Genomic DNA, 26,146 nt, shown 5'->3' with positions numbered 1-26,146 from the left:
CGCCGCGGTTCTCTCTCATCGTCCGCTCGTGGTGGCCGCCGGGACGTTGTGGCCCTCCACGTGCACGACCGGCCTGCCGGAGCCCAGGGCGGACGCGGGCCACTCGAGCGTGACCGACCGGGACTCGCCGGGCAGCAGCCACAGGTAGTTGTCGCCGTACAGCGTGGGCAGCACCCGGTGCCCCTTCCCGTCCAGCAGCGACACGCGGACCATGGCCGCGACCGTCGTGCCCCGGTTGCGCAGCCGGGCCGTCAGCCCGTGCCGCCCGCCCGAGCGGTCCGTGCCGGTGACCTCCACCGAGACCCGGGTCCGGGCGACCTCGTTCAGGGCGCGCAGATGGGCGGGCTCGCGGTAGCGCCAGTACGTGTTCTCGGCGAGCAGATCGCCACGCGCGTCCAGCAGCCGCAGACGCAGCAGATGCAGGTCGGGCAGGTCGTCCGTCCAGCCCGAGGTGAGAGCGGGTGCCGTCGAGGAGGCGCCGACGTCCACCTTGGCGCGCCGCTCGGCGCCCAGCCGTCGGCCCGTCAGGTCGTGACGGGTGGCGACGACCGTGGCGCCCTTGATCCGGCGGGGCGTGTGGTTGACGGCGAGCACCTGCCCGCTCACCGGGTCGGCCTGCACATGCACGGCCTCGCTCGCCTTGCGGACGCCGTAATAGGCGCCATTGACGTCGAAGTCGTAGTCGTACGTCTGCCACACCGTGCTGTACCAGGCCGGATGCGACATCCACAGCAGCAGGGCGCTCGCGTCGTCCCACAGGCGGGCGTTCCACGCCTCGAACATGGCCCGGAAGTTCTCGTAGTTGACGAACTGCGCCTTGCGGCAGAAGTCGTCGAGGTCCTTCGCCTCACCGAGCCGGGACTCGATCGCCGCCCGGTAGTTCTGCGGCGCCTGATTCCCTCGGGTGCTCCAGTCGTGGTAGTACCAGGCGCCCTTGACCGGCCACTCAGGCTCGTCGCCCACCAGACGGCGCATCGTCGCCGCCGTCGGCAGCACCGGCATACCGATCTCCGTGTGGAAGCCGAAGTTCCCGCTGCCGTAGGTGTTCGCGGAGAAGTACCGCTCGGGCTCCACCCAGCCGTACGGGCCGCCGCCGGTGACGATGCCGCCCGCCGAGTTGTTCTGGTACAGCAGCTCGGGTGCCTCCGCCCGGACCGCCGCCCGCATCCCGTCGTCGAGCGGGCCGGGCGGATTGCCCTCGTTGGCGCCGCACCACACGACGATGCTCGGGTGCGAGCGATAGCGGCGCACGGTGTCCTGCGCGAGGCTCAGGAACGCCTCGTGGTCCGGCGGGTCCATGGCCCACGCGTTGGGGAAGTCGTTCCAGACCAGCAGCCCGTGCTCATCGCAACTGGCGTAGAACTCCTCGCGGTTGCTGCTTCCCAGCCAGTTGCGGATCATCGTGAAGTTCATGTCGCGGTGCATGCGCACCGCCGCGTCCATCCGCTCTGCCGGCATCCGGCGCAGCAGCTCGTCCCAGCCCCAGTTGCCGCCCCGGCAGAACACCCGGACGCCGTTGACGCTGATCTTCAGCGGCACCGTGGAGTTGTCGACGGACTTCACGTCCGTCCACTGCTCGCCGTCGTCCGAGACCTGGACCGTGTACGTCTTCGCGTACGCCTGCTCCCACAGGATGACGACCCGGTCGAACCGCACCGACGCGCCGAGGTCGACCTGGATGGACTGCTCGTCCTCGTACGCCGACGACCAGCGGGTGTTCGGATCGCCGTCCACGGCGTTGGCGGCCGTGCTGCCCCCGCCCTCCTCCGACGACGCGGTGGCGTCCTTCCGCAGGGCCAGGTCGGTGCCGGGGGAGGAGCTGTCGAGCACCGACAGGCTCCACATGGACGCGCCCCAGCTGGTGGCCCGGCTGTGGCACAGCACCCGGACGTGCCGTGCGGTGCGCGGCTCGAACTCCACGCTCTGGAGCGCGGCCGAACCCGAGCTGCGGAACGGCAGCGGTGTCGCGGTGTTGTCGACGGAGGCGGCGTCGCGCCAGGTGTCGCCGTCGTCGGAGACCTGCACGTCGTACGTCTTCGCGTACGCCTGCTCCCAGGTGACGACGACCCGGTCGAAGGACGCCTCGGCGCCCAGGTCGACCGCGATCCACTGGTCGTCCTCGAACGCCGACGACCAGCGCGTCCTGGGGTCGCCGTCCGTGACGTTGCCCGGCTTGTGCGCGTCCTCGTCCACGGTGGAGGCGGTGGCGTCCCGGTGCAGGGCGAGGTCGGTGCCGGGGGAGGTGCTGTCGATCACCGACAGGTTCCATATCGAGGCACCCCACCGGGTGGCCCGGGTCCGGCACCGGATCCGCACATGACGGGCTTTCTGCCGGGCGAACTCGACGGTCTGCGCGTAGGCGTCGCTGCCCGACTGGAAGGTGAGCGGGACGTCGTACTCGTAGCCGAACTGGCGTATGCCGAACCGGGTCGTGCGCCGGTCGCTCTCCCGGCCGCCGACCGTCGCGGTGAGCGTCAGGTCGTGCAGGGCCGGCTCGCCGTAGCCGTTGGGCCACCACAGCTCGGGGTTGCGCAGCCGCAGTTGCGGGTGGTCTGCCGGGCTGAAGACGACGTCGGCCGTCTCGCCCGCCGGTACGGTGACCGTCCGGGTCAGCCTCACGCCCTCGAAGGCGGCCCGCACGGTGACGGAGCGGGGGGTGGAGTCGGCGTTGCGCACCGGGACGACCAGCGTCAGCTCGGCCGTGCCGGTGTCGGGCAGATCGGGCAGTCGCGTGTCCACCCGGACGTCACCGAGGACGGCCGCGCCGGTCGAGCGGAGCCGTACGTGATTCCACAGGCCGGCCGCCCGGTCGCGCACCGCCGGCATCCAGTCCCAGCCCGAAGCGGCCAGATACGTCGGTGAGTTGCGGTTCATCATATTGGCACCGGCGTCGACGAACGCCAGCCCGGCCGGACCCTTGTCGCCGGGGCTGCCCGGGTACGGCATCGGGGTGATCTTCACGGCGAGGGCCTGCTCACCGCCGTCGGCGAGGAGTTCGGTGACATCGAAGGCGGCGCGGGCGAAGGGGAACTCGACCTCGCCCACGCGGTGCCCGTCGAGCCAGACCTCCGCCTTGTGGTTCACCCCGTCGAACTCCAGCCAGACGTGCCGTCCGGCGCCGGTGTCCAGGCCCTTCGGCAGCCGGAACGGCCGTCTGTACCACCAGGAGTGCCGGGACAGAGCCTCCGGGACGTGCAGGTTGGCGAACCCGGCGACCGGATCGGGCAGATGCCCCTGGTCGACCAGGGAGGTCAGCACGGTGCCCGGCACGGTCGCGGGCAGCCAGCGGCTGGTGTCGAACTCGGGGCGGGACAGCTCGGCGCCCTCGGCGCCGGCCCAGTCGTCCATGGTCAGATCCCAGCCGGACTCCAGCGGCACGGTGCCGTCGGCGGCCGGCTTCAGCGCCGGGGGAGTGCCGTGGTGCACGCCCCAGTCGGTCCAGCCGGTGACGGCCGGGCGCCGGTCGCGGCAGGTGCCGTACACCTGGAAGCCGTTGAGGCCCAGCGGGTTGGCGTTGGAGCGCCTGTGGACGGTCAGACGCACCCAGCGGGCGGTGACCGGCTCGGGCAGATCGATGGCGACGGCCCCGCCCCGCCCGGAGTCCGTGCGGTACACGGCCGTCCACGTCTTCTCGTCGCGGGAGGTCTCGACGGCGAAGTCCACCGCGCAGCTGGAGAGGATCTCCTGGCCCGTGGTGTTGTCGCGGGGGCTGCCGTTCGGAGAGTCGACGTACGGCGGGTCGTCCACGGTCGCCTCGAAGACGAGCCGCACCGACTCCACCTCGCACAGCGCCTGGAGGTCGACGCTGATCCACTGCGGGTCGCCGGCCGCGGCCCGCCAGCCGGTGCCACGCACTCCCACCCTGTCCAGGCCGTCCACGGCGAACTCGGCCGGGGTGGGCGCGTAGTCGGTGGAGGACACCTTCACCGGCCGGTACGCGGCGAGTTCGCCCTGGGCGGCGGCCGGGCGCGGGTGGCCGGTTCCCGCCGCCGCGGCGGCGGTCGGGAGGCCCATGCCGGCCCCGAAGCCCGCGAGGAGCGTCGATCCGGCGGCGAGGACGGTGCGGCGGGACGGCACGGACGGCTGATCCGGCATGGGGCACGGCTCCGATCAGGAAGGTCCCGTGGCCGGCGGCCCCGAGACACTGTTGACAACGTTGCCTGGAGCAGACGGTGTTGGACTTCCCAGAGGCTCTGACAACGTTGCCAAACCCTGCACCCCGGACCCCGGCCCGTCAAGAGTCCGGACAGGGCGGATACGTGTTTCTGTAAATTAGTAATTAATATTGACACGGTTCCGGCCGCGCGCCACAGTCTTCGCCGTGACGCCGACGGCCCCGGCACCCGTAGCGGCCCGCGTCACACCCCTCCTGCTTCCCAACCCTCCGGAGAGGCACGTGACTTCATTCGCCCTGACGACCGCGATCGCCGTGGTCCTGACCGCCTCCGCGTCGCCACCCGCCACCGCGGACACCACCGTGAACGCCACCACGGCAGCCACCGTGGACCAAGGTGCGCCCACCTACTACGACAGCGGTCTCGCGCCGACGCCGTACATGGGCTGGAACACCTACTACGGGCTCGGCGCGCCCACCGAGAAGGAGGTCCGCGCGGTCGCCGACAAGCTCGTCAGCAGCGGTCTGCGGGACAGCGGCTACGACATCGTGTGGCTGGACGGCGGCTGGCAGGCCGACAACCCCCGTGACGCACAGGGCCGGTTGACGGCCCACCCCGACCGCTTCCCCTCCGGCATCCCGGCCCTCGTCTCCTACCTGCACAAGCGCGGCCTCAAGGCCGGCATCTACACCGATGCCGGAGAGTACGACGGCGGGAAGACCTGCGGGCTCGGCAGCCGCGGCCACTACACCGAGGACGCACGGCAGTTCGCCGACTGGAAGGTCGACGCCATCAAGGTCGACTTCCTGTGCGGCATCGGCGCGAAGCTCGACCCGGGGCCCGCCTTCAAGGAATTCAGCGACGCCGTCGCCAAGTCGGGCCGCACGATGCTGCTCAACCTCTGCAACCCGCTCACCGACGACTGGGGCCTGCCGCACACCCCCGAGCAGGACGCGCACAACACGTACGCCTACGCGCCGACCATCGCGGACTCCTGGCGCACCGGCACCGACATCGCCTGGGGCACCCCCAGCCCCGGTCAGTGGCCCAACGTCCTGCGCAACATGGACGCCAACGCCTGGCACCCCGAGGCCCAGGGGCCCGGCCACTACAACGACCCCGACTACCTCATCCCGATGCGCCGCATGGCCGACGGCTCCCTGGAGCTGACCGAGGAGGAGTCGACCACCCAGTTCGTGATGTGGGCCGAGATGTCCTCGCCGCTGGTCCTCGGCTCCGACCCGCGCACCCTGTCCCCGTCGATGATCCGGACGCTGCGCAACCCGGAGATCATCGCCGTCAACCAGGATCCGCTCGCCGTCCAGGGTGTCCGGGTGGCCTCCGACTCCACAGGCGACGTCTACAGCAAGGACCTCGCCGGACGCGGACAGCGGGCCGTGGTCCTGCTCAACCGCTCCGATCAACCGGTCCGCCGCACGGTGGACTTCGCCGACGTCGCACTCGGCGGGACGGTGAAGGTCCGCGATCTGCGCGCCCGCGCCGACCGTGGCACGCACACCGGGTCGTACACCGTGGAGGTCCCCGCGCACGGCACGGCGTTCCTGAAGCTGACCGGCGAGGAGACGCTGCCGGGCGCGAGCCTCGGCGAACGGGCGACGGCGAGCCCGGCCGTCGTCCGCGCCGGGGACACGCTCACCACGTTCTTCCGGGGGCCGGACGGCAGCCTGAAGCAGGTGCCCGGTGACGGCACCGGGCGCCCCAGGGACCTCGGCGGGCCCACGGGCGGCCGGATCCTCGGGCAGCCCGCCGCGTACGCCTCGGCCGGCGGCCGGATCGACCTGTTCGTGCGCGGCACCGACTCCCGGGTGTACCGGCGGGTGTTCGAGGGTGGGCGCTGGGGCGGCTGGCGCAGCCTCGGCGGCCGGGTCACGGACGCGCCGTCCGTCGCCTTCACCGACCCCGGGCACTGGATGCTCGTCGCGCGCGGGGCGGACGGGCGGATCGTGCGGCGCGGGCCGGCCTCGGACTGGTCGTCGCTGGGTGCCCCCGGGGACCGGGAGACCTACGGCCGGCCCTCCGCCGCCGTCGACGCCCAGGGCCGGGTGCATGTCGTCGTACGCACCCCCTCCGACGACATCTGGACGCGGTCGCGCGACACTTCGGGCGCCTGGTCGGAGTGGTCCTCGCTCGGCGGCACGGTGAGCGGCAGCCCGACACTGGTCGCCGCCGGGGACGCGGTGGTGCTGTACGCGCGCGCCGGCGACTACACGCTCTGGCAGCAGCGGTACGAGAACGGCGCCTGGCAGGGCTGGACGAAGCGGCAGGAGTTCCCGAGCGCCGCCTTCGAGGGCGCGCTCGGAGCGGTCGCGGGAGCGGACGGTGCGGTGGACGTCGCGTACCGGGGCGTGGACGGGCTCGTCCACCGGACCCGGCTCAAGTGATCACCGGACCCGGCCCGAGCGGCCACCGGGCTCAGGTCCCGTAGTCACCGGGCCCAAGCGCGGCATTCGCCGGACCCAGTTCAAATAAATTAGTAATTATTCTTGACGTGGCGGAAGCGCCACGCGAACCTGGATCCGCCGCGAGCGGGCCCCCGGCCTTCAGGAAGGCCGGCCCCGCCCGCGCGGATCCACAGGGAGCCCTCCATGACCCACCCCCAGCCCAGCCGACGGCAACTCCTCGCCGGGATCGGCGCCGCCGGGACGGCCGCGCTGCTCAGCGGCTGCGTCACCTCGACCTCGTCCTCCAAGAACTCCTCCTCGGGCGCGGTCACCCTCCAGTCCAACCTCTCCGCACCCCAGGCCAAGGCGGCGATGGAGGACATCGTCGCCGCCTACGGCAAGAAGAAGTCCGGGGACGTCAGCCTCAACACGGTGGCCGCGGAGACCTTCCGCACCCAGCTGCCGACCTACCTCACCTCCGCCAACCCGCCGGACGTGTACACCTGGTACCCCGGCTCCGTCGCGGACGCCTACGCCAAGAAGGACCTGCTGCTCGACCTCGGCGAGCTCTGGGACGGGCCGGAACTCAAGGGCTACTCCAAGGCCCTGAACTCCCTGTGCACCGCGAGCTCCGGCAAGAAGGTCTTCGTCCCCACCACCTACTACTGGTGGGGCATGTTCTACCGGAAGTCCAACTTCGCCAAGTGGGGCGTGAGCGAGCCGAAGACCTGGGACGAGTTCCTCGACCTGTGCGACAAGCTCAAGAGCAAGGGCGTCGCCCCCATCGGCCTCGGCGCCGGCGGCAACACCGCATGGGTGGCCTCCGCATGGTTCGACTACCTCGACATCCGCATCAACGGCGCCGCGTACCACCGTGAACTCCTCGCGGGCAAGCACCGGTTCGACGACCCCCAGGTCCGCCGCGTCTTCGACCGCTGGCGCGAGCTGCTGCCGTACTTCGACCCGAACGGCACCGCGGGCGCCTTCCAGGACGCCACCACCGCGCTGCTCAACGGCCGCAGCGGCATGATGCTCATCGGCACCTTCTTCGCCGACGCCGCCCCCAAGGACGCCCTCGACGACATCGACTTCTTCCGTTTCCCCGTCATCGACCCCAAGGTGCCGCTCGCCGAAGAGGCCCCCACCGACGGCTACTTCGCCAGCGCGCGCACCGGCCGCCGCGAGGGCGTGCTCGACCTGCTCGGCTACCTCGCCACCGCCGAGGCGCAGGAGATCTACATCAAGGGCTCCTCCGGCACCGTCCTGCCCTGCCACCCCGACGCCAAGGACGCCGGCACCCCGCTGGTGACGAAGGGCCGCAAGCACATCGAGGAGGCGGTCGAGATCACGCAGTTCTTCAACCGCGACTCCAGCGACGCCCTCCAGCCCACCGCCGACACCGCGCTGACCAAGTTCCTCGCCAAGCCCAAGGAGATCGACTCCATCCTCACCGACTGGCAGCGCGAGGCCGAGAAGATCTGGAAGGCCTGACCTATGGCCGTCCTCACCGCCCCCCACCGCAAGCCCCCGGTCCCGGCGCCGTCCCGTGGCGGCCGGGCCCGGGGCCCCCGGCGCACCCCGCCGCTGGTCCTCGCCTTCGTCCTCGTGCCGCTGCTCGCCGAGGCCGTCTGGGTGTTCTGGCCCGCGGTCCAGGGCTTCTACCTCGCCCTGACCGACTGGGACGGCGTGTCCGCGCCGACGTTCGTCGGCCTGGACAACTTCCGCGAGATGGCCTCCGACGACGTCTTCCGCGGCGCCCTCGGCCACACCGTCCTGTGGCTCGTGCTGTTCGGCGGCCTCTCCGCCCTCCTCGGGCTCGCCGCCGCCCTGCTCCTCCAGCAGGAGCGGCGCGGCGTCGGCTTCTACCGCGCCGCCCTCTTCCTGCCCGTCGTGTTCTCGCTCGTCGCCACCGCGCTGGTCTGGCAGGCCGTCTACCAGCCCGACGGCGTCCTCAACCAGCTGCTGGAATCGGTCGGCCTCGGCAGCCTGCGGCACGCCTGGCTCGCCGACCAGGACACCGCCCTGTACGCGGTCATCGTGCCCGCGCTGTGGCGGCAGATCGGCTACGTCATGGTCCTCTACCTCGCAGGGCTCAAGGGCATCGACCCCGCCCTGTACGAGGCCGCCAAGGTCGACGGCGCGAGCGCCTGGCAGCGCTTCCGCCATGTCACCCTGCCCCAGCTGCGCAGCGTCAACGCGGTCGTCGTGTCCGTCATCATCATCGACTCGCTGCGCTCCTTCGACGTCGTGTGGTCGCTGACCCGCGGCGGCCCCTACCACTCGTCCGAACTGCTGAGCACCTACATGTACTCGACCGCCTTCCAGTCCCTGCGGCTCGGCTACGGCTCCGCGCTGGCCGTCGTCATCTTCCTGCTGGCGTTCGGCGTCATCGCCTCCTACCTCGTCCGCGCCTTCCGGGAGGCCGACTGATGTCCGCCACCACCACGGCCGTACGCCGCAGGCGGGCCGCTACCGCCGGATTCCATCTGGGCGCCGGCGCGCTGGCCCTGCTGTGGCTGCTGCCCATCGCCCTGGTCCTGGTGACCAGCCTGCGCTCCTTCGACGACATCGCCGCCCACGGGCTCGGCAGCCTCCCGCACTCCTTCACCCTGGACAACTTCCGCCAGGCCTGGGTCGACGGCGGCCAGCAGCGCGCCCTCATCAACAGCCTGCTCGTCACCGTCCCGTGCGTCCTCGCCACGCTCGCGCTCGCCGCCATGGCCGCGTTCGCCCTCAGCCGCTACGACCTGCCGCTGCGCCGCTCCCTGCTGCTCCTCATGCTCGGCGGCAACCTGCTCCCGCCGCAGATCCTGCTCATCCCCGTCTCCAAGCTGAGCGAGATGATCGGTGTGTACGACACCCTGCCCGCCCTCATCGGCGTGCAGATCGGCTTCGGCGTCGGCTTCTACGTCTTCGTGCTGCACGGCTTCATGCGCGCCATCCCCGCCGAGATCCAGCAGGCCGCCGTCGTCGACGGCGCCGGACCCTGGCAGGTCTTCTGGCGGATCATCCTCCCGCTGACCCGGCCCGCGCTCGCCGCGCTCAGCGCCCTGTCCTTCACCTGGATCTTCAACGACCTGCTGTGGGCCATCACCGTGCTGCGCAGCGACACCAAGATGCCCATCACCGCCGCCCTCATCGGACTCCAGGGCCAGTACGTGTCCATGTGGAACGTCATCGCCGCCGGATCCGTCATCGCCGCCGCGCCCACCGTCGCCGTCTTCCTGCGCTTCCAGCGGCACTTCGTGGCCGGCCTCAACCTGGGAGCGGTCAAGTGACACACCCGCGCTGGACCCTGCGCACCGACAACACCACCTACACCGTCCGTCTGTCCCAGGACGGCCCCTGGGCCGAGCTGGACGCCTGGGGCCCGGCCGGCGTCGAGGACGGGCCCTCCGCCCTCGACTGGTCCCACCGCACCCACTTCGTCACCCCGGCCGACGCGGCGCCCGCCGAGTATCTGCCGTACGGCCAGCGGCCCTTCACCGGGGCCGAACTGGTGGCCGCGGCCCCCGACAGGGAGCGCGGCTCCTGGTGGGAGTTCGCCGGCGCCGAGGAGAGCGAGGGCGCGCTGCGCCTGGCGTTCACCGACGACGTCCTCGGACTGCGCACGGTCCTCTGCTACGAGACGGTGCCCGGCACCGACGTGATCCTGCGCTGGACCGAGCACACCGCCACCCGCGAACTGCGCCTGGAACGCCTCGACTCGGCCGCAGTGAACATCCCCGTGACCGCCGGCGCCCGGCTCACCTGTCTCACCGGCCAGTGGTCCCAGGAGTTCCAGCACACCCAACTGCACCTGACCCGGGGCACGTTCACCATGGGCAGCACCCAGGGCGTCCCCGGCCACGCCTACGCGCCCTGGCTCGCCGTGCAGGACGGCACCCCCGGCGACGGCCCCGCCTACGGGATCGCCCTGGAGTGGGCCGGCAACTGGCACATCACCGCCGAGGCCGAACCGGGCGGCGCGATCCGGGTCCGCGCCGGACGTGTCCCGCACGAGGGAGCCGTCGTCCTCACCCCCGGCACCACCCTGACCACCCCGCGTCTCGCCTGCACCTTCAGCGCGGACGGACTCGACGGGCTGTCCCGCGTCTGGCACCGCTACGAACGCCGGCTCGCCGGCGACAGGCTGCACCGCCCCCGCAAGGTCCTCTACAACTCGTGGGAGGCCACCGGCTTCGACGTCGACGCCGCCGGACAGCTCGAACTCGCCAAGGTGGCCGCCGACATCGGCGCCGAGCTGTTCGTCGTCGACGACGGGTGGTTCACCGGGCGCGCCGACGACACCGGGGGACTCGGCGACTGGCACCCCGACCCGGCGGCCTTCCCGCACGGCTTCGACCGGTTCGTCGAGGACGTACGCGGCCTCGGCCTCGACTTCGGCCTCTGGGTCGAACCCGAGGCCGTCAGCCCCGGCAGCCGGCTGCACACCGAACACCCCGACTGGGTGTACCGGGTGGAGGGCCGGCCCGCCCGGCTGGTCCGCAACCAGCTGCTGCTCGACCTCGGCCGCCCCGACGTCCAGGACTTCGTGATCGGCACCCTGGACCGGCTCCTCGGCACCTACGCCGTCGACTACCTCAAGTGGGACATGAACCGGCCGCCCACCGAACGCGGCCGGCCCGGCGCCGGAGCCGTCGACCTGGACGCCGAGCACGTCGCCGGATACCTGCGCGTCCTGGACCACCTGCGCACCGCCCACCCGCATGTCACCGTCGAGGGCTGCGCGGGCGGCGGCGGCCGCGTCGACCACCTCACCCTGGCCCGCACCGACGTCGTCTGGCCCAGCGACAACACCGCCCCGCTGGACCGCCTGTCCATCCAGTACGGCTTCCTGCACGCCCACGCCCCGCACGTCATGAGCTCCTGGGTCACCGACGCGCCCGGCGTCTTCGACCCGCGCCCGCGCAGCCTCGCCTTCCGGTTCGTCAACGCCATGTGCGGTGTGCTCGGCATCGGCGCCGACCTGCGCGCCTGGACCCCCGAGGAGCGCGCCGAGGCCACCCGCTGGATCGCCCGCTACAAGGAGGTCCGGGACGTCGTCCACCACGGCGAGGCCCGCCTGCTCGGCAGCCCCGACGAGCCGACCTGCGGCGTCCAGTACGACGCCGGGGAGCGCACCGTCGTCGCCGCGCTCAGCACCGGACGCCTCGACGGCGCCCCGCTCGTGCCCGGCCGGCCCGCCCGGCTGCGGCTGCGGGGCCTGGACCCGGCGGCCCGCTACCGCGACACGGCCACCGGCACGACGTACGGCGGAGCCCATCTGCTGCACTACGGGCTGCCGTTCGCCTGGAGCGCCGGTCACGACGCCGATCTGGTGGTACTGACACGTGAGTGAGCCGCATATCTTGCCCGGACGGCCCGCCCGCCCGCGCCCCCGGCCCACGACGGACGCACACGAAGGAGACGACCCCACGATGGACCGCTTCACCGGCCGCACCGCCGTGGTCACCGGCGCGGCCTCCGGCATCGGCGCCGCCACCGCCGAACGCCTCGCCGAGGAGGGAGCCGCCGTCGTCCTCGCCGACGTCGCCGGGGACGCCGGCACGGCCGTCGCCGAACGGATCACCGAGGACGGCGGCCGGGCCGTGTTCGTCCGCGCCGACGTGGCCGAGGACGACGACTGGCGCCGTGTCGTCGCCGCCGCGCACACCTTCGGGCCCGTGGACCTCCTCGTCAGCAACGCCTACACCGTCGAGGTCGCACCGGCCGACGCGATGACCCTCACCTCCTGGCAGCGGCAGCTCGACGTCAACCTCACCGCGAGCTTCCTCGGCTTCCGGGCCGTCCTGCCCGACCTGCGCGCCCGGCGCGGCGCGGCCGTGCTCACCTCGTCCGTGCACGCCCGCGTCGGCATCCCCGGACACCCCGCCTACGCCGCGTCCAAGGGCGCCCTGCTCTCCCTGTGCGGGCAGCTCGCCGTCGAGTACGGGCCCGAGGTCCGCGTCAACGCCGTCGTACCCGGCCCGATCCTCACCGCCGCCTGGGACCGGGTGACACCCGAGGACCGTGAGCGCAGCGTCGCCGAGACGGCCGCCCGCCGCTTCGGCACCCCGGGCGAGGTCGCCGCCGCCATCGCCTTCCTGGGCTCCGACGACGCCTCCTTCGTCACCGGCACCAGCCTCGTCGTGGACGGCGGCTGGAGCGTCGTGAAGTCCTCGGCATGACCCCCACCCCCATTCCCTCGCAGAAAGGCTGGACCACATGACGCCCTACGCCCGCCGCGGCGTGCACGGCCAGACCGTGGAGGCCCTCGCCCGCCGCATCCTCGGCGGCCGGATCCCCGAGGGCGCCACGCTCGACCTGGTGGCGCTGCAGAGCGAGTTGGACGTCAGTCTCACCGCCCTGCGCGAGTCCCTGAAGGTGCTCGCCGCCAAGGGCATGGTCGACGCCCGGCAGAAACGCGGCACGTTCGTACGGGCCCGCTCCGACTGGAACCTCCTCGACGCCGACGTGCTGCGCTGGCAGTTCGAGGGCGCCGGCGAGGCCACCGACGCCGACCGGACCCTGCTGCGCAACCTCGCCGAGGTCCGCGCCATCGTCGAACCGGCCGCCGTACGCCTCGCCGCCGAGCGCCGCACCGACGCCGACCTCGAGGCCCTGGAGGCGGCCATCGAAGCGATGGGCGAGGACGGCGCGGGCCCCGGCCAGGCCGTCGAGGCCGACCTCGCCTTCCACCGCGCCCTGCTCGCCGCCACCCACAACGAACTGCTGGAGCGCATGGAGATGGTCATCGAGCCGGGCCTCGCCCACCGCGACCGGCTCGTGCACAGCCACCCGCACAGCGAGGACCCCGTCCCCGCCCACCGTGCCGTCCTCGACGCCGTGCGCGAACGCGACCCGGGCGCCGCCGAGTCCGCGATGCGCGCCCTGCTCGTCCAGGCCGGACGCGATCTGGACCGGCTGGACGGGTCCGGCGAGGCGGCCGGCGACGACGACACGAAAGGCACCGGGGGCAAGTGAAGATCACGCGGATAGAAACCTTCCAGGTCCCGCCGCGCTGGCTGTTCTGCCGCGTGGAGACCGACGACGGAGTGGTCGGCTGGGGCGAACCCGTCGTCGAAGGACGGGCCGAGGTCGTGCGCGCCGCCGTGGACGTGCTCGCCGAGTACCTCGTCGGCCAGGACCCGCTGCGCATCCAGGACCACTGGCAGGTGCTCACCAAGGGCGGCTTCTACCGGGGCGGGCCCGTCCTCTCCAGCGCCGTCGCCGGACTCGACCAGGCCCTGTGGGACATCGCGGGCAAGACCTACGGCGCACCCGTGCACGCCCTGCTCGGCGGGCCCGTACGCGAACGTGTCCGGGTCTACGCCTGGGTCGGCGGCGACGAACCCGCCGAGCTCAGCGAGCAGATAGCGGCCCAGGTCGAGGCCGGGTTCACCGCCGTCAAGATGAACGGCGCCGGAGTCACCTCGCCGATCGCCACCGCCGCCGAGACGGCCGCCGTCGTCGACCGGGTGGCCGCCGCCCGTGAGGTCCTCGGCCCCGGCCGGGACGTCGCCGTCGACTTCCACGGCCGCTTCACGGCCGCCAGCGCCCGCCGCGTCCTCGCCGAACTCGCGCCGCTGCACCCGCTGTTCGTGGAGGAACCCGTCCTCCCCGAGCACGGCCATCTGCTGCCCGGCCTGGTCGAGGCGAGCCCCGTGCCCCTCGCCACCGGCGAACGGCTCTACTCCCGCGCCGAGTTCCTGCCCGCCCTCACCGCCGGCATCGCCGTCGCCCAGCCCGACCTGTCGCACGCGGGCGGCATCACCGAGGTGCACCGCATCGCCTCCCTCGCCGACACCTACGGCGCCCAGCTCGCCCCGCACTGCCCGCTCGGCCCGATCGCCCTCGCGGCCAGCCTCCAGGTCGCCTTCGCCACGCCCAACTTCCTGATCCAGGAGCAGAGCCGGGGCATCCACTACAACAAGGACGCGGACCTGCTTTCCTATCTCGCCGACCCGACGCCGTTCCGCTTCGTCGACGGGCACGCTCCCCGCAACGACGCCCCCGGCCTCGGCATCACCGTCGACGAGACGGCCGTACGGGCGGCGGACCGGGCCGGACACGCCTGGCGCAACCCGGTCTGGCGGCACGCCGACGACTCGTTCGCCGAGTGGTGAGCGGGTGCTGACACCGAGTGCCGCGCATGTGCTGACCCTGACCACCGACCCGGCGCACGGCGGCCGTTGGACGTCCCTGCGCTCACCCACCCGCGAATGGCTCTGGCACCGCCCGGCGCCCGCACGGGACACGGCCGTCCCCGGGGACGCGTTCGTCGACGCGGGCGGCCTGGAGGAGTGCGTCCCCACGGTACGGGGCCGGCCCGACCACGGGGACGTCTGGGCCCGGCCCTGGACCCGGGACGCCGACGGCACCGAGCACGTCCGGGGCGCGTCCTTCACGCTCGCCCGCACCGCCCGGACCGACGGCGACCGCATCCACGTCGACTATCGGCTGACCGCCCCCGCCGGGTTCCGGTTCGTGTGGGCGGCGCACGCCCTGCTGGACCTCTCCGAGGACGCCCGCCTGCGGATGCCGGGCGGCGCGGACACCCGACTCTTCCCGGAGGCCGCCCCGCTGCTCGACCTGCCCTGGCCCGCCGGCGCGCCCTGGATCGCCGGGCCGTGGCCCGCCCCGCACGGGGTGCCCCTGGACCGGCTCGGGCCCGACGACGGCACCGCGGTCGGCGCCGTCGTCGACACCGGCTCCTGCTGCGTCCACGACGGGACCGACCGGCTCGCCCTGCGCCTGCGGGCGGACGGGCAGCCCGTGTCGGTCGCCCTGTGGCGGAACCTCGGCGGGTTCCCGCAGCCGGATCCCTACCGCAGCACCGGCGTCGAACCCATGCTCGGCCGCGTCTTCGACCTCGCCGACGCGGGACCCGGCGACGCCGCCCAGGTCCCCGCCTCCGGCGAGGTCCGCTGGCGGCTCACCCTCACCGGGGCCTGCCACTGCCCCGAGACCCCCGCACCATAAGGAGCACCACCCGTGGACCTCACCGCCGCGCTGGCCACCCACCGCCTGGTCGCGATCGTGCGGGGCGACGATCCCGACGCCGCGCTGCGCACCGTCCTGACCCTCGTCGAGGAGGGCGTCGACCTGGTCGAGGTGTCGCTGTCCGGCAAGGACGCGCTCACCGTCCTCGAACGCGCCCGCGCCACCCTCGGCCCGGACCGCCCCCTCGGCGCCGGCACCGTCCTCACCGCCGAGGACGCCCGGGCCGCGCACGCCGCCGGAGCCGACTTCGCCGTGACCCCCGGCCTGGGGCCCGGCGTCACGGCCGCCCAGGACCTGGGCCTGCCGGTTCTCGCCGGGGTGCTGACCCCGACCGAGATCATCGCGGCCCGCGCCCTCGGCGTGGCCGCGCTGAAACTGTTCCCGCTCGCGCAGGCCGGGGGAGCGGCCTATCTCAAGGCCCTGCGCGGCCCGTTCCCCGACGCTCCGTTCGTGCCCGTCGGAGGCATCGACGAGAGCGTGGCCCGGGCGTGCCTCGCGGCGGGGGCCTTGGCGGTGGGCGTGGGCTCCCCGCTGGTCGGCGACGCGGCCGACGGCGGCAGCGTCGCGGCGCTGAGGGAGCGCGCCCGGCGCTTCCGCGCCATTGCCGAGGAGGCGGGCCGATGACCGCCGTACGACCGCAGTCGGGCCGCCCGGACCGGCTCGAACTCGGCGAGGGGATCCGCTGGACCGGCACGGAGGTGGTCCTGGTCGACATCCTGGCGGGCCGCCTGCTGTCCGCCCCGCGGGAGGAGACGGCACCGCTTCGCACGCTGGCCGAACTCCCCGTCCCGCTGGGCGCCGTGGCCCCGCTCGCCGGTCACCACGGCACCTGGGTCGCGGCCGCCGGCACTGGGATCTGCCTGCTGCGCCGCGACGGCACCGTCGACTGGCTGGCCGGCCCCGAGGACGGATCCCCCGCCCGGATGCGCATGAACGACGCCGTCGCCGACCCGTTCGGCCGGTTCTGGGCCGGGAGCATGGCGTACGACGCCGACGAGGGCGCCGGCTCCCTGTACCGGCTCGACCGGGACGGCACGGTCGTGCGGGTCCTGGACGGCATCACCGTGCCCAACGGGCCGGCGTTCGCCCCGGACGGCAGCGTCATGTACCTCGCGGACAGCGCCCGGGGCGTGGTCCGGCGCTACGCCGTCGACCCCGCCACCGGCGACCTCGGCGCACCGCGCGACTTCGTCACGGTCGAGGACGGCAGCCCGGACGGCATGGCCGTCGACGCCGAGGGCGCTGTGTGGATGGCGGTCTGGGGCACCGGTACGGTTCGCCGCCATCTGCCCGACGGCACGCTCGACCGGACGTTGCGGCTGCCCGCGCGTCAGCCTGCGGGCGTCTGCCTCGCCGGGGACGTCCTGCACATCACGACGGCTCGCGTGGGCCTGGAGGCGCCGGGACCGGACGACGGGGCGCTGTTCACCGTCCGGGTGGACGTGCCGGGCACGCCGACGCCGGCCTGCCGCCTCGACGACGCGCTTCTGGGGGACCCGGCATGACGAATCCCGGCGCTCCGTGGCGCCCCGCGCCGGGTCCGGTCGTCTGCGTGGGCGAGACGATGGCGGCCCTGGCCCCCGACCCGTCGGGCCCGCTGGCCGACGCCGGGCGGCTGCGGATGTCGGTGGCGGGCGCCGAGTCGAACGTCGCCATGTACCTCGCGGACCACGGCGTCCCGGTCGCCTGGCTCTCGGCGCTCGGCGACGACCCGCTGGGGCGCCGCGTGCGCGCCGCGGTCGCCGCACCCGGCGTCGACGTGTCGCACGTGCGCACCGACCCGGCCCGCCCCACGGGCCTGCTGGTGAAGGACCCGTCGCCCGACGGGACCCGCGTGCACTACTACCGGGGCGGCTCGGCGGCCTCCGCGCTGGGCCCGGACCTGCTGGACACGGCGCCCGTCCGGGGCGCCGCGCTTGTGCACCTCACCGGCATCACCCCGGCCCTGTCCCCGTCGTGCCGCCGCCTGACCGAACGGGCGCTGGCGCCCGAACGCCCGTACGCCGTGAGCTTCGACGTCAACCACCGTCCCGCGCTGTGGCCGGACGGCGACGCCCCGGCCATCCTGCGCGACCTGGCCGACCGCGCCGACCTCGTCCTCGTCGGCCTGGACGAGGCCCAGGGCTTGTGGGGAGCGAACCTCACGGCACAGGACGTACGGGCCCTGCTGCCGCACCCGCGCGTCCTCGTGGTCAAGGACGGCTCACGCGACGCGACCGCGTTCACCGCCGAAGGCCCCGTCACGGTCCCCACACCGCCGGTCCAGGTCGTGGAGGCGGTGGGCGCCGGGGACGCTTTCGCGGCGGGATTCCTGGCGGGACTGCTGCGCGGCCGGTCCGTCATGGCGGCGCTGCGCCTGGGCCACCTGACCGCCGGGTCGGCGCTCGGGGTGACGGGCGACCACGGCCCCTTGCCGGACCGGGAGCGGCTGGAGGACCTGTTGGCCCTTCCGGCGGCGGCGTGGGCGGCCCTGACGCCGCAGGTGTGAGGCGGTGCCGGGGCTGCGCTGGGGTCTTGTCTGCCGGGTCCGCGCTGCGGGTGACCGGCGACCACGGTCCCTTGTGGGCACCGGGCCGCCTGGAGGAGTTGCCGGTTCTCCCGGCGGGGGAGTGGGCGGCCCTGACGCCGAACAGCTGAGCCGTGCCGGGCGGCGCTGGGGCACCTGTCTGCCGGGCGGGCGCGCTGGGTGACCCGCGACCACGGTCCCCCGCCGGACCCGGACCGCCGGGAGGAGCTGTTGGCTCTCCGGGTGGGGGCGTGGGTGGCCCTGGCGCCGCAGGTCTGAGCCGTGCCGGGGCCGCGCTGGGCACCTGACCGCCGTGTCGGCGCTCCGCTTGGCCGGCGGTCATGGTCCCTGCCGGAGCGGGAGCGGCTGGCCTCGCGGCGGGGGAGTGGGCAAGCCCTGACGCAGCCGAGGGACTCTGAGACCACCCCCCACCCCCTCACGCGGAGCTGAGCCGTACCGGGGCCGGGCCAGGGCTGGGGCGTTCGTTCGCCGCATCGGGGCCGCGCTGCGGAAGGGGCGCAAGAGCGCCCGGAGGGGCTGCCGGCCTCCGGACGCGGGCGTGGGCGGCGCAGATCTGAGCCGTACCGCGCGGGCTCGCCGCGCATCCCGGCATTTGTCCGTCTATGCTCCATTTGTGTGACGACCATCTTCGAAGAGCTCGTGGCGAAGCAGCGCGCGGCCGAGCAGGCGCACAGCCGCGTGGAGGAACTGCGGGCCAAGTACGGTCCACCCACCCAGGTGGGCGGCTGGAGCGCCCGCCAGACCGAGACCTACAACACCGCCCTGCGGGCCTGGCGGGACCTCGCCAGGGATCTGCAGACGGCCGTGGCCGAGTACGCCCGGAGTCAGGGCACGTCACGCAGCGGGGTCGAGGAGGAGATCCGGAAGGCCGCCCTCCGTGCGGAGGCCCACGGCCACGGAGCGTAGGAGTCGCCCTCGGTGGGCCCTCAGTCGTTCCGTACCACCGCCGCGTCCAGCAGTGGACCGAGCTCCCCGCTCACCGTGGCCAGCGGTCGCACGTCCCGCTGGGCCCGGGCCATGAGGATGGCGCCCTCCAGCGAGCTGATCATGAGCGTGGCGAGCGAGCCGGCGCGCCGGCGCGGCACGCCCATGTCCGCCAGGGCGTCGGCGACCGCGCCCGTCCACTCAGCGAACGCGGCGGTCACCGCCTCTCGCGTCGACTCGGTGCCCTCCGCGCAGTCCACCGTGGCGGCGGCGACCGGGCAGCCGCCCGCGAACCCGGCGGCCTCGTACTCGTCGGTCCACTGGCGCACCATCGCCGCGAACAGTCCGCTGGGCGTCGGCTCCGGGAGGGCGGCCACGAAGCGCGCGACCCGGCGTGCGGCGTACCGGCCGGCCCAGCCCACCGCCTCGTTGACCACCTGCTCCTTGCCGCCCGGGAAGTAGTGCTGGAGCGAGCCCCGCGGCGCCTCTGCGTGCGCGGCGACCTCCCGCATGCCCGCGGCCGCGACCCCGCCCCGGCGCAGCAGCTGGGCGGCGCTGAAGACCATCCGCTCGCGCGGCCCCCGTGCCTGCGGCCCCGTCATCGCCGGCCCTCCGTCCGTCCCGGTGCGGTTCACAGCCCTCATCCTATGACCGGTGTCATATCGTTCCTCTACTATGACCACTGTCATAATGCAGGCGCGACGCGGAGCGAACGGCGGTGCGGCATGGATGTCGGATTCATCGGACTCGGGGTCATGGGACGCCCCATGGCCCTCAATCTGGCCCGGGCGGGGACACCCCTCGTCGTCTGGAACCGCACCCCCGACCGCAGCGCCCCTCTCCACAAAGCGGGCGCGCACGTCGCCGAGAGCCCTGCCGAGGTCTTCGCACGGGCCGGGACGGTGTTCCTGATGCTGGCCGACGACACCGCCGTGGACGCCGTCCTCGGACGCGGCACCCCCGACTTCGTGGACCGTGTCGCCGGACGCACCGTCGTCCACATGGGCACGACCTCCGCCGCGTACTCGGCGGGCCTGTGGGACGCCGTACAGGCTGCGGGCGGACGCTATGTCGAGGCTCCCGTCTCCGGTTCCCGGGTCCCCGCCGAACAGGGGCAGTTGGTCGCGATGCTGGCCGGTGAGAGCGAGGCCGTAGCGGCCGTACGGCCCCTGCTGGCGCCGATGTGCGGCGCGACGTTCGACTGCGGGGACGTCCCCGACGCCCTGCTGATGAAGTTCTCGGTCAACCTCTTCCTGATCACCCTGGTCACCGGTCTGACCGAGGCGTTCCACTTCGCGGGCCGGCACGGGCTCGACCCGGCCCTGCTGCGGGACGTCCTCGACGCGGGCCCGATGGCCAGCGCCGTGTCCCGCGGCAAGGCGGCCAAGCTGGTGGCCCGCGACTTCGACGTCCAGGCGGCCGCCGCGGACGTCCTGAAGAACAACCGGCTCATCGCCGAGGCCGCCCGCGAGGCCGAGGTGGCGTCACCTCTTCTCGACGTCTGCCACGCCCTGTTCGGCGAGACCGTCGCCCAAGGGCACGGCACCGAGGACATGGTGGCCGTACTGCGCGCCCTGGAAGCCCGCACCGACGCCTGACGAACCCGCGCCGCCGGGCAATCAGAGCTCCGAACAGAAGTGGAGTCCGACCAGCTCGCGGCGCTGTTCGACCAGGCCGAGAAGAAGCTGAACGTCGACAAGCCGACACTTCGATATGTGACCCTCAAACCGCCCAGCACCACCTTCGACACCCCGGCCGGTATGGCCGTCTACCTCACGGACGACTACGGCACCGGCTATCTCGTGGCCGACCCCAAGGGCAAGGTGACCCGTCTCTACCCGGCCGAGGGCTGAGCCGGGAAGCCCGCCTCCGGTGACTCCGGTGACGAAAGACGGCGCTGCGACTTGATAGGCAAGTGAACACTTGCCTATGGTGGCGGTGTGGCCGACGACCTCTTCAAAGCCCTGGCCGACCCGACCCGCCGGATCATCCTCGACGAGCTGAGGGAGCGGTCGGGGCAGACTCTGTTCGAGATCTGCGGCCGCCTGGCCATGAAGCACGGACTCGGCATCTCCCGGCAGGGCGTCTCCCAGCATCTCGCGGTGCTGGAGGCCGCCGGTCTCGTCGTGACCCGGCGGGAGGGCCGCTACAAGTTCCACGACCTCGACACCGCCCCGCTGCGGCACATCACCGAGCGCTGGCCCCTGCCCGACCCCTCGCCCGACCGCTTCGCACCCGAGGAGAACCCCTCATGAAGATCCGTCTGACCAGCGTCTTCGTCGACGACCAGGCCAAGGCCCAGCACTTCTACACCGAGATCCTCGGCTTCCGGACGAAGCACGACGTCCCGGTCGGCGAGAAGGACCGCTGGCTGACCGTCGTCTCGCCCGAGGAGCCCGACGGCACCGAACTCCTGCTGGAACCCCTCGGCCACCCCGCCGCCCGCACCTACCGCGACGCGCTCGTGCAGGACGGCATCCCGCTCGCTCAGTTCGCCGTGGACGACGTACAGGCGGAGTACGAGCGGCTGCGCGCCCTCGGTGTCCGCTTCACCCAGGAACCCCTGGAGATGGGCCCCGTCACCACCGCCGTCCTCGACGACACCTGCGGCAACCTCATTCAGATCGCGACCCAGCCGGAGTGACCCGCGCGAGCCAGTCGACGAGGAGGCGGTTCGTCTCCTCGGGCCGTTCCTGCTGAACCCAGTGCCCACAGCCGTCGAGCAGATGGGAGTCGACGAGCCCCGGCAAGGTGGCCGGGAACGCCTCGATGGCGTCGGCCAGCCACATCGTGGAGGCGTCCTCGGTCCCGCCCACGAACAGCGACGGCTGCTTCAGGGGCGCCCCGTCGTACGCGGCCAGGTCCGCCCAGTCGCGGTCCATGTTCCGGTAGCGGTTGAGCGCGCCGGCGAAGCCCGTCCGTTCGAACTCCCCGGCGTACACCTCGAGGTCCGTCTCGCCGAGCCAGCCGGGTAGCCGCCCCTCCGGGAACCGGTCACGCAGCGTCCCGCCCGCGCCGACGAAGTGCGGATCGGGGGCGCCGGGCCCGGCCATGGTGTCGGCGGACAGCGCCGCGTAGAAGCCGGCGAGCCAGCCCCGTACGTCGGGCTCGATCTCGGCCTCGGCGCGGCCCGGCTCCTGGAAGTACGACACATAGAACTCCTCGTCCCCGCCCATCCGGGCGAAGACCTCACCGGGACGCGGCCCGCCGCGCGGCACGTACGGCACGGAGAGCATCCCCACGGCCCGGAACACGTCCGGCCGCACCAGACCGGAGTTCGCGGCGATGGTGGCGCCCCAGTCGTGGCCGACGACCACGGCAGACTCCTCGCCGAGCGCGTGCACCACGGCGACGTTGTCCTCGACCAGGTCGAGCATCCGGTACGCGTCCGTCGCGTCCGGCTTCGCGGACCGGCCGTAACCGCGCACGTCGAGCGCCACGGCCCGGTACCCGGCCGCCGCGAGCGCGGGCAACTGGCGGCGCCAGGAGTACCAGGTCTCCGGGAAGCCGTGCACGAGCAGCACCAGGGGCCCGGTGCCCTGCTCCACCAGATGGATCCGGCCGGCCGGGCCGAGGACCGTGCGATGGGTGAACCCTGCCGAGCCGTCCTGCCGTGCCATGTGTCCTCCCGCGGACCTCGTCGCCTCGCCCGTGCCGCTCCCGTACGAGCCTGAGCGGTCGTACCGATCCTGCGGAGCGCCCCGGCACCCCGGCGAACGCGTTTGCCGGAACGGCAAAACCCGGCACAGGCCCCCCACCGTGTGGCGCATACCGGCTGAAATGGGAAAATCTCGGCGTGAGCAGTCGTTCGCCGAGAGGGAGCCCGTGGATCTGGACGCCGTGGCCGACGAACTGTACGGACTGCGGCCCGAGGAGTTCACCGCCGCGCGCAACGAGCGGGTGGCGGCCGCGCGCTCGGCCGGTGACCGGGGCCTCGCCGACGCGATCGGCAAGCTGCGCCGCCCCAGTCTGTCCGCCTGGGCCAGCAACACCCTGGTCCGCGCCGAACGCGACCAGGTCGAGCCCCTGGTCGGACTCGGCGAGGCCCTGCGGCAGGCCCACCGCGACCTGGACCCGGGGCAGTTGCGCGACCTCGTCCACCAGCAGCGCCTGCTGATCGGCGCGCTGACCCGGGAGGCCGCGCGGCTCGCCGCCGACGCCGGGCATCCGCTCGGCCAGGACGCCCAGCGCGAAGTCCAGGACACCCTCCAGGCGGTGCTCGCCGACGAGGAGGCCGCCCGGCAGTGGGCGTCGGGCCGGCTCACCAAGCCCCTCACGCCCACGGCCGCGTTCCCGGTCACCAGCGGCGAGGCGCCGCCCCGCCGGGCCGAGAAGCCGGACCGCGGGAAACGGCCCGCCCCGGCCGAGGACAAGAAGAAGGCGGCGGCGGCGGAGCAGCGCCGCCGCCGCGAGGTCGCCGAGGCCCGGAAGGCCGCCGAGGAGGCCGACCGTGAACGCGCGGCGCGGGCTTCGGAGGCGGAGGAGGCGGCCCTGCGGGCGGGCGAGGTCAAGGAGAAGGTCGCCGAGCTGAGGGACCGGGTGGAGAGCCTGTCCGAGGAGCTGAAGGAGGCCGAGGCGAATCTCGCCCAGGCCCGCTCGGACGACCGTACGGTCCGCGACGAGGTCCGGGCGGCCGAGCGGCGCGTCCGTGACGCCGACCGCGCGGCACAGAAGGCGGCCCGCAGGGTGGAGGAGCTGTCGGACGACGGCTGACGCCCTGCGGTCAGCCGGCACCGGTCACGAACCGGCCCGCTGCCCGGACTGCCCGGCACCCGGCGACGCGGGCGCCGCCGCCTCCTCCTGCTCGTCCGGCGTCACGGCCCGGCCGCCCGGGTGGCGCAGCGCGCAGAGGAAGGCGAGGCCGAGAGCGATGGCCATGCCGTAGAAGACCCACTGGTTGGCCTCGGCGAAGTCCATGCGGATCGCGCCCGCCGCGTCCCGGATGGCGTCCGCGACGGGACCCGTGCCGGTGGGCTCGGCGTCGTCGCCGTTGCCCGTGATGGACTCGGTGACCCCGTGGGCCACGTCGTCCGACACGCTCTCCGGCAGCCCGCGCCCCTCCAGGGTGTTGCGGACGTTCGTGTTGGTGACGTGGGTCAGGATCGTGCCGAAGACGGCCAGACCCACGCTGGCCGCGAAGTTGCGGATCGTCTGCGTGACGCCCGTGACCTCGCCGTACGACGGCCCGATGGCCCGGTTGACGGCGTCCGTGGACGCGGGGGCGAGGATGAAGCCGATCCCGGCGCCCGCGAGCGCCGCGTACGGCCACTGGTCGTGCATCGACAGGTCCGTCAACTCGCCCGCCCACAGCGCGAACCCGACGGCCCCGATCACACCGCCCATCTTCAGGGCCGGGCGGGCGCCCTGCTTGTCGAGGATGCGGCCGCCCCACTGCGAGGCGATGGCGAAGCCCGCGAAGAAGTACAGCAGGAACAGCGCCGCCTGGTTCGGCGAGGCGCTCAGGGACACCTGGGCGTACACGGACGCGAAGAAGAACACCGGGACGAAGGCCAGCATCGCGAAGAACAGGACCGCGGCGTCCACACTGAACGCCTTGTCCCGGAACACCCGCAGATCGATCAGGGGGTGCCGCACCCCGCGCTCGTAGCGGATGAACGCGCCGAGGACGACCAGGCCGCCCACGATGCAGATCCAGGTGGCCGCGCTGTCCCAGCCCCAGGACCACGCCTGCTGGAAGCCCAGCACGCACAGGCCCATACCGGCCGCCATCAGGACGGCGCCCGGCACGTCGAGTGTGCCCTCGCGCCGGCGGTCCACGATGTGCGCGGCGGCGACGAGCGCGAGCGCCACGACGGCCACCGGGACGTTCACCCAGAACACCGCCCGCCAGGTCCAGCTGGTCAGCCAGCCTCCCAGCAGCGGGCCGATCGCGGTCAGCGCGCCGGAGATCCCGAAGAACAGGGCCAGGGCCCGGCCCCGCCGTTCCCGGGGGAACACCGCCACCACCACGGCCAGCGCGGCGGGGAACAGCAGCGCCGCGCCGAACCCCTGCGTGGCCCGGAACGCGATCAGCCACCCCTGCGCCACATCGCCCTGGGGCACGCAGCCGCACAGCACCGACGAGACGACGAAGACCAGCGTGCCGACGACGACCACCCGGCGCGGGCCGTACAGGTCCGCCATCCGGCCGCCCAGCGCGAAGAACGCCGCCAGCGCCAGCAGATAGGCGTTGACGACCCACTGCATACCGGAGGCGGACAGACCGAGTTCCCGGACGATGTCGGGGGCCGCGATCGACACGATGGTCTGGTCGATGAACGTCATCGCGACCGCGAACATCATGGCCGCGAGCGCCACGGTCTGTCGTGGTGCCGTCGAGGAGGAGGGTGTGGTCGGGCCACGCCCCGCGTACGAGCCGCTCACGCGTCCAGTCTGCGCCCGACTCGGCGGCCCCGCATCAGCAGCGGGCGCGCACGAACTCCCCCCGCCGCGTGGCTCAGACGACGGCCAGCAGGTCCTCCAGCGGCGCCGGGACACGGTCGGTGTCGAGCGCCTCGACGAGCACCCGGCCGTAGTGGATCTTGCGCCCGCTGGTCGTCCCGAAGAAGCGCCGCAGCCGCTGTTGCGCGGTGCGGTCCCGCTGTGCCGGCTGACGCAGGAACGTCGTCAGCGGACGCAGGTCCCCTTCCGCGCGGACGAGTTCCTCCACGCGCCCCACGCCCAGCGCGCGGATCAGCTCGTCCTCCAGGTCCGCCGCGCACACGAAGAAGTCGGGCCGTGGCGCGCCCGCCCGCTGCCAACCCCGGGCGTAGTAGGGGCTTTCGCGCTCGTCGCACAGCCCGGCCAGGCGGATGCCCAGACCCGACGGCCCGAGCAGTTCCGCGAACCGGCCGACGCTCATCGCGCCGCCCATCGGCAGGACGCAGACGCCCTCCGCCGCCAGATCCCTCCCGCGCCGCTCCGCCAGCGCGTTGACCGCCGCCGCGTCGCTGGGCCCCTCCAGCAGCACCGCCACCCGTACGGGCAGCCGCCCGGCCAGCTCTCGCGCCGGACCGCCGTCCCCGCCGGCCGCCCACGCGGTCACCGCCCGCTGGAACGCCCCCATGTCACCCATGGCAGGAGTCTGCGCCCGCACCCCCGGCCACGCCAGTGCTTTTCCCCCACCCCACCTGCCGCGCCGCCCTGACGGGGACTCTCACGCGGCGCTGACAGGTTCGTCCCATAACCTCGTG

23 protein-coding genes are annotated in these 26,146 nt (G+C 73.3%); 18 read left to right on the top strand and 5 right to left on the bottom strand.

Features of this window, described 5'->3' with window-relative positions:
* Positions 1 to 15 precede the first annotated feature (15 nt).
* Positions 16 to 4,095 (bottom strand): discoidin domain-containing protein, encoded by a 4,080-nt coding sequence (locus DC008_RS02260; protein ID WP_108705451.1) that lies wholly within the window; start codon positions 4,093 to 4,095, stop codon positions 16 to 18.
* Between the two features lie 301 nt (positions 4,096 to 4,396).
* On the opposite strand from DC008_RS02260, the gene DC008_RS02255 reads away from it, so the two are divergent.
* The 13 genes from DC008_RS02255 to DC008_RS02195 all read left to right on the top strand — a co-directional run bounded on the left by DC008_RS02255 (position 4,397) and on the right by DC008_RS02195 (position 18,935).
* A complete protein-coding gene (locus DC008_RS02255; RefSeq protein WP_244221324.1) occupies positions 4,397 to 6,517 on the top strand; it encodes a glycoside hydrolase family 27 protein in 2,121 nt (706 codons plus the stop codon).
* Between the two features lie 204 nt (positions 6,518 to 6,721).
* Positions 6,722 to 8,008, top strand: coding sequence for an ABC transporter substrate-binding protein (locus tag DC008_RS02250; RefSeq protein WP_108705450.1), 1,287 nt, complete (start codon positions 6,722 to 6,724; stop codon positions 8,006 to 8,008).
* Between the two features lie 3 nt (positions 8,009 to 8,011).
* Entirely contained in the window at positions 8,012 to 8,947 is a 936-nt protein-coding gene (locus tag DC008_RS02245) for a carbohydrate ABC transporter permease (protein WP_055619792.1), read from the top strand.
* Positions 8,947 to 9,795: a carbohydrate ABC transporter permease gene (locus tag DC008_RS02240; RefSeq protein ID WP_108705449.1), complete on the top strand. Its 849-nt coding sequence runs from the start codon at positions 8,947 to 8,949 to the stop codon at positions 9,793 to 9,795. Before DC008_RS02245 ends, DC008_RS02240 begins: the two co-directional genes overlap by 1 nt.
* Positions 9,792 to 11,858, top strand: coding sequence for an alpha-galactosidase (locus DC008_RS02235; RefSeq protein ID WP_108705448.1), 2,067 nt, complete (start codon positions 9,792 to 9,794; stop codon positions 11,856 to 11,858). Before DC008_RS02240 ends, DC008_RS02235 begins: the two co-directional genes overlap by 4 nt.
* 79 nt (positions 11,859 to 11,937) lie before the next feature.
* The gene (locus tag DC008_RS02230; protein WP_108705447.1) at positions 11,938 to 12,687 is read left to right on the top strand and encodes an SDR family NAD(P)-dependent oxidoreductase; all 750 of its coding nucleotides are present in this window, start codon (positions 11,938 to 11,940) and stop codon (positions 12,685 to 12,687) included.
* Positions 12,688 to 12,724: 37 nt separating this feature from the next.
* Positions 12,725 to 13,483, top strand: a complete 759-nt coding sequence (locus DC008_RS02225; protein ID WP_108705446.1) for a FadR/GntR family transcriptional regulator — start codon at positions 12,725 to 12,727, stop codon at positions 13,481 to 13,483.
* A complete protein-coding gene (dgoD, locus tag DC008_RS02220; RefSeq protein WP_108705445.1) occupies positions 13,480 to 14,625 on the top strand; it encodes a galactonate dehydratase in 1,146 nt (381 codons plus the stop codon). The genes DC008_RS02225 and dgoD overlap by 4 nt, the downstream gene beginning before the upstream one ends.
* A 4-nt stretch (positions 14,626 to 14,629) precedes the next feature.
* Positions 14,630 to 15,481 carry a hypothetical protein gene (locus tag DC008_RS02215; RefSeq protein WP_244221323.1) on the top strand — a complete coding sequence of 284 codons (852 nt, stop codon included), beginning with the start codon at positions 14,630 to 14,632 and terminating at the stop codon, positions 15,479 to 15,481.
* 12 nt (positions 15,482 to 15,493) lie between these two features.
* The gene (locus tag DC008_RS02210) at positions 15,494 to 16,126 is read left to right on the top strand and encodes a bifunctional 4-hydroxy-2-oxoglutarate aldolase/2-dehydro-3-deoxy-phosphogluconate aldolase (protein ID WP_108705443.1); all 633 of its coding nucleotides are present in this window, start codon (positions 15,494 to 15,496) and stop codon (positions 16,124 to 16,126) included.
* Positions 16,123 to 17,007 carry an SMP-30/gluconolactonase/LRE family protein gene (locus tag DC008_RS02205; RefSeq protein ID WP_108705442.1) on the top strand — a complete coding sequence of 295 codons (885 nt, stop codon included), beginning with the start codon at positions 16,123 to 16,125 and terminating at the stop codon, positions 17,005 to 17,007. Before DC008_RS02210 ends, DC008_RS02205 begins: the two co-directional genes overlap by 4 nt.
* Complete coding sequence (locus tag DC008_RS02200; protein ID WP_108705441.1) at positions 17,004 to 17,990, top strand: sugar kinase; 987 nt, start codon at positions 17,004 to 17,006, stop codon at positions 17,988 to 17,990. Before DC008_RS02205 ends, DC008_RS02200 begins: the two co-directional genes overlap by 4 nt.
* A 654-nt stretch (positions 17,991 to 18,644) precedes the next feature.
* Positions 18,645 to 18,935: a hypothetical protein gene (locus DC008_RS02195; protein ID WP_108705440.1), complete on the top strand. Its 291-nt coding sequence runs from the start codon at positions 18,645 to 18,647 to the stop codon at positions 18,933 to 18,935.
* A 20-nt stretch (positions 18,936 to 18,955) separates the two neighbouring features.
* On the opposite strand, the gene DC008_RS02190 is transcribed toward DC008_RS02195, so the two are convergent.
* Positions 18,956 to 19,555 carry a TetR/AcrR family transcriptional regulator gene (locus tag DC008_RS02190; protein ID WP_382115558.1) on the bottom strand — a complete coding sequence of 200 codons (600 nt, stop codon included), beginning with the start codon at positions 19,553 to 19,555 and terminating at the stop codon, positions 18,956 to 18,958.
* Between the two features lie 123 nt (positions 19,556 to 19,678).
* On the opposite strand from DC008_RS02190, the gene DC008_RS02185 reads away from it, so the two are divergent.
* The 4 genes from DC008_RS02185 (at position 19,679) to DC008_RS02170 (ending at position 21,597) form a co-directional block, all read left to right on the top strand.
* Positions 19,679 to 20,551 carry an NAD(P)-dependent oxidoreductase gene (locus tag DC008_RS02185; RefSeq protein WP_108705439.1) on the top strand — a complete coding sequence of 291 codons (873 nt, stop codon included), beginning with the start codon at positions 19,679 to 19,681 and terminating at the stop codon, positions 20,549 to 20,551.
* 39 nt (positions 20,552 to 20,590) lie between these two features.
* Positions 20,591 to 20,806, top strand: coding sequence for a hypothetical protein (locus DC008_RS02180; RefSeq protein ID WP_108705438.1), 216 nt, complete (start codon positions 20,591 to 20,593; stop codon positions 20,804 to 20,806).
* Between the two features lie 87 nt (positions 20,807 to 20,893).
* Positions 20,894 to 21,208 (top strand): ArsR/SmtB family transcription factor, encoded by a 315-nt coding sequence (locus DC008_RS02175; RefSeq protein ID WP_108705437.1) that lies wholly within the window; start codon positions 20,894 to 20,896, stop codon positions 21,206 to 21,208.
* Positions 21,205 to 21,597: a VOC family protein gene (locus tag DC008_RS02170; RefSeq protein WP_055619806.1), complete on the top strand. Its 393-nt coding sequence runs from the start codon at positions 21,205 to 21,207 to the stop codon at positions 21,595 to 21,597. Before DC008_RS02175 ends, DC008_RS02170 begins: the two co-directional genes overlap by 4 nt.
* Here DC008_RS02170 and DC008_RS02165 read toward each other — a convergent pair.
* Positions 21,569 to 22,573: an alpha/beta fold hydrolase gene (locus tag DC008_RS02165; RefSeq protein ID WP_108705436.1), complete on the bottom strand. Its 1,005-nt coding sequence runs from the start codon at positions 22,571 to 22,573 to the stop codon at positions 21,569 to 21,571. The two genes, DC008_RS02170 and DC008_RS02165, sit on opposite strands and share 29 nt — an antisense overlap.
* Before the next feature lie 205 nt (positions 22,574 to 22,778).
* On the opposite strand from DC008_RS02165, the gene DC008_RS02160 reads away from it, so the two are divergent.
* Positions 22,779 to 23,666, top strand: coding sequence for a hypothetical protein (locus tag DC008_RS02160; RefSeq protein WP_108705435.1), 888 nt, complete (start codon positions 22,779 to 22,781; stop codon positions 23,664 to 23,666).
* A 24-nt stretch (positions 23,667 to 23,690) separates the two neighbouring features.
* Here the strand turns inward: DC008_RS02160 and DC008_RS02155 are convergent, their stop codons facing one another.
* Both DC008_RS02155 and DC008_RS02150 read right to left on the bottom strand, forming a co-directional pair.
* A complete protein-coding gene (locus DC008_RS02155; protein ID WP_108710528.1) occupies positions 23,691 to 25,256 on the bottom strand; it encodes an MFS transporter in 1,566 nt (521 codons plus the stop codon).
* A 154-nt stretch (positions 25,257 to 25,410) separates the two neighbouring features.
* Positions 25,411 to 26,028 carry an ATP-dependent endonuclease gene (locus DC008_RS02150; RefSeq protein WP_108705434.1) on the bottom strand — a complete coding sequence of 206 codons (618 nt, stop codon included), beginning with the start codon at positions 26,026 to 26,028 and terminating at the stop codon, positions 25,411 to 25,413.
* Positions 26,029 to 26,146 lie beyond the last annotated feature (118 nt).

The sequence above is a fragment of the Streptomyces nigra genome (genome assembly GCF_003074055.1).
GTDB lineage: Bacteria > Actinomycetota > Actinomycetes > Streptomycetales > Streptomycetaceae > Streptomyces > Streptomyces nigra.
Note: the sequence above shows the minus strand (reverse complement) of the source record. Positions and strands in the feature narration are given on the sequence as shown.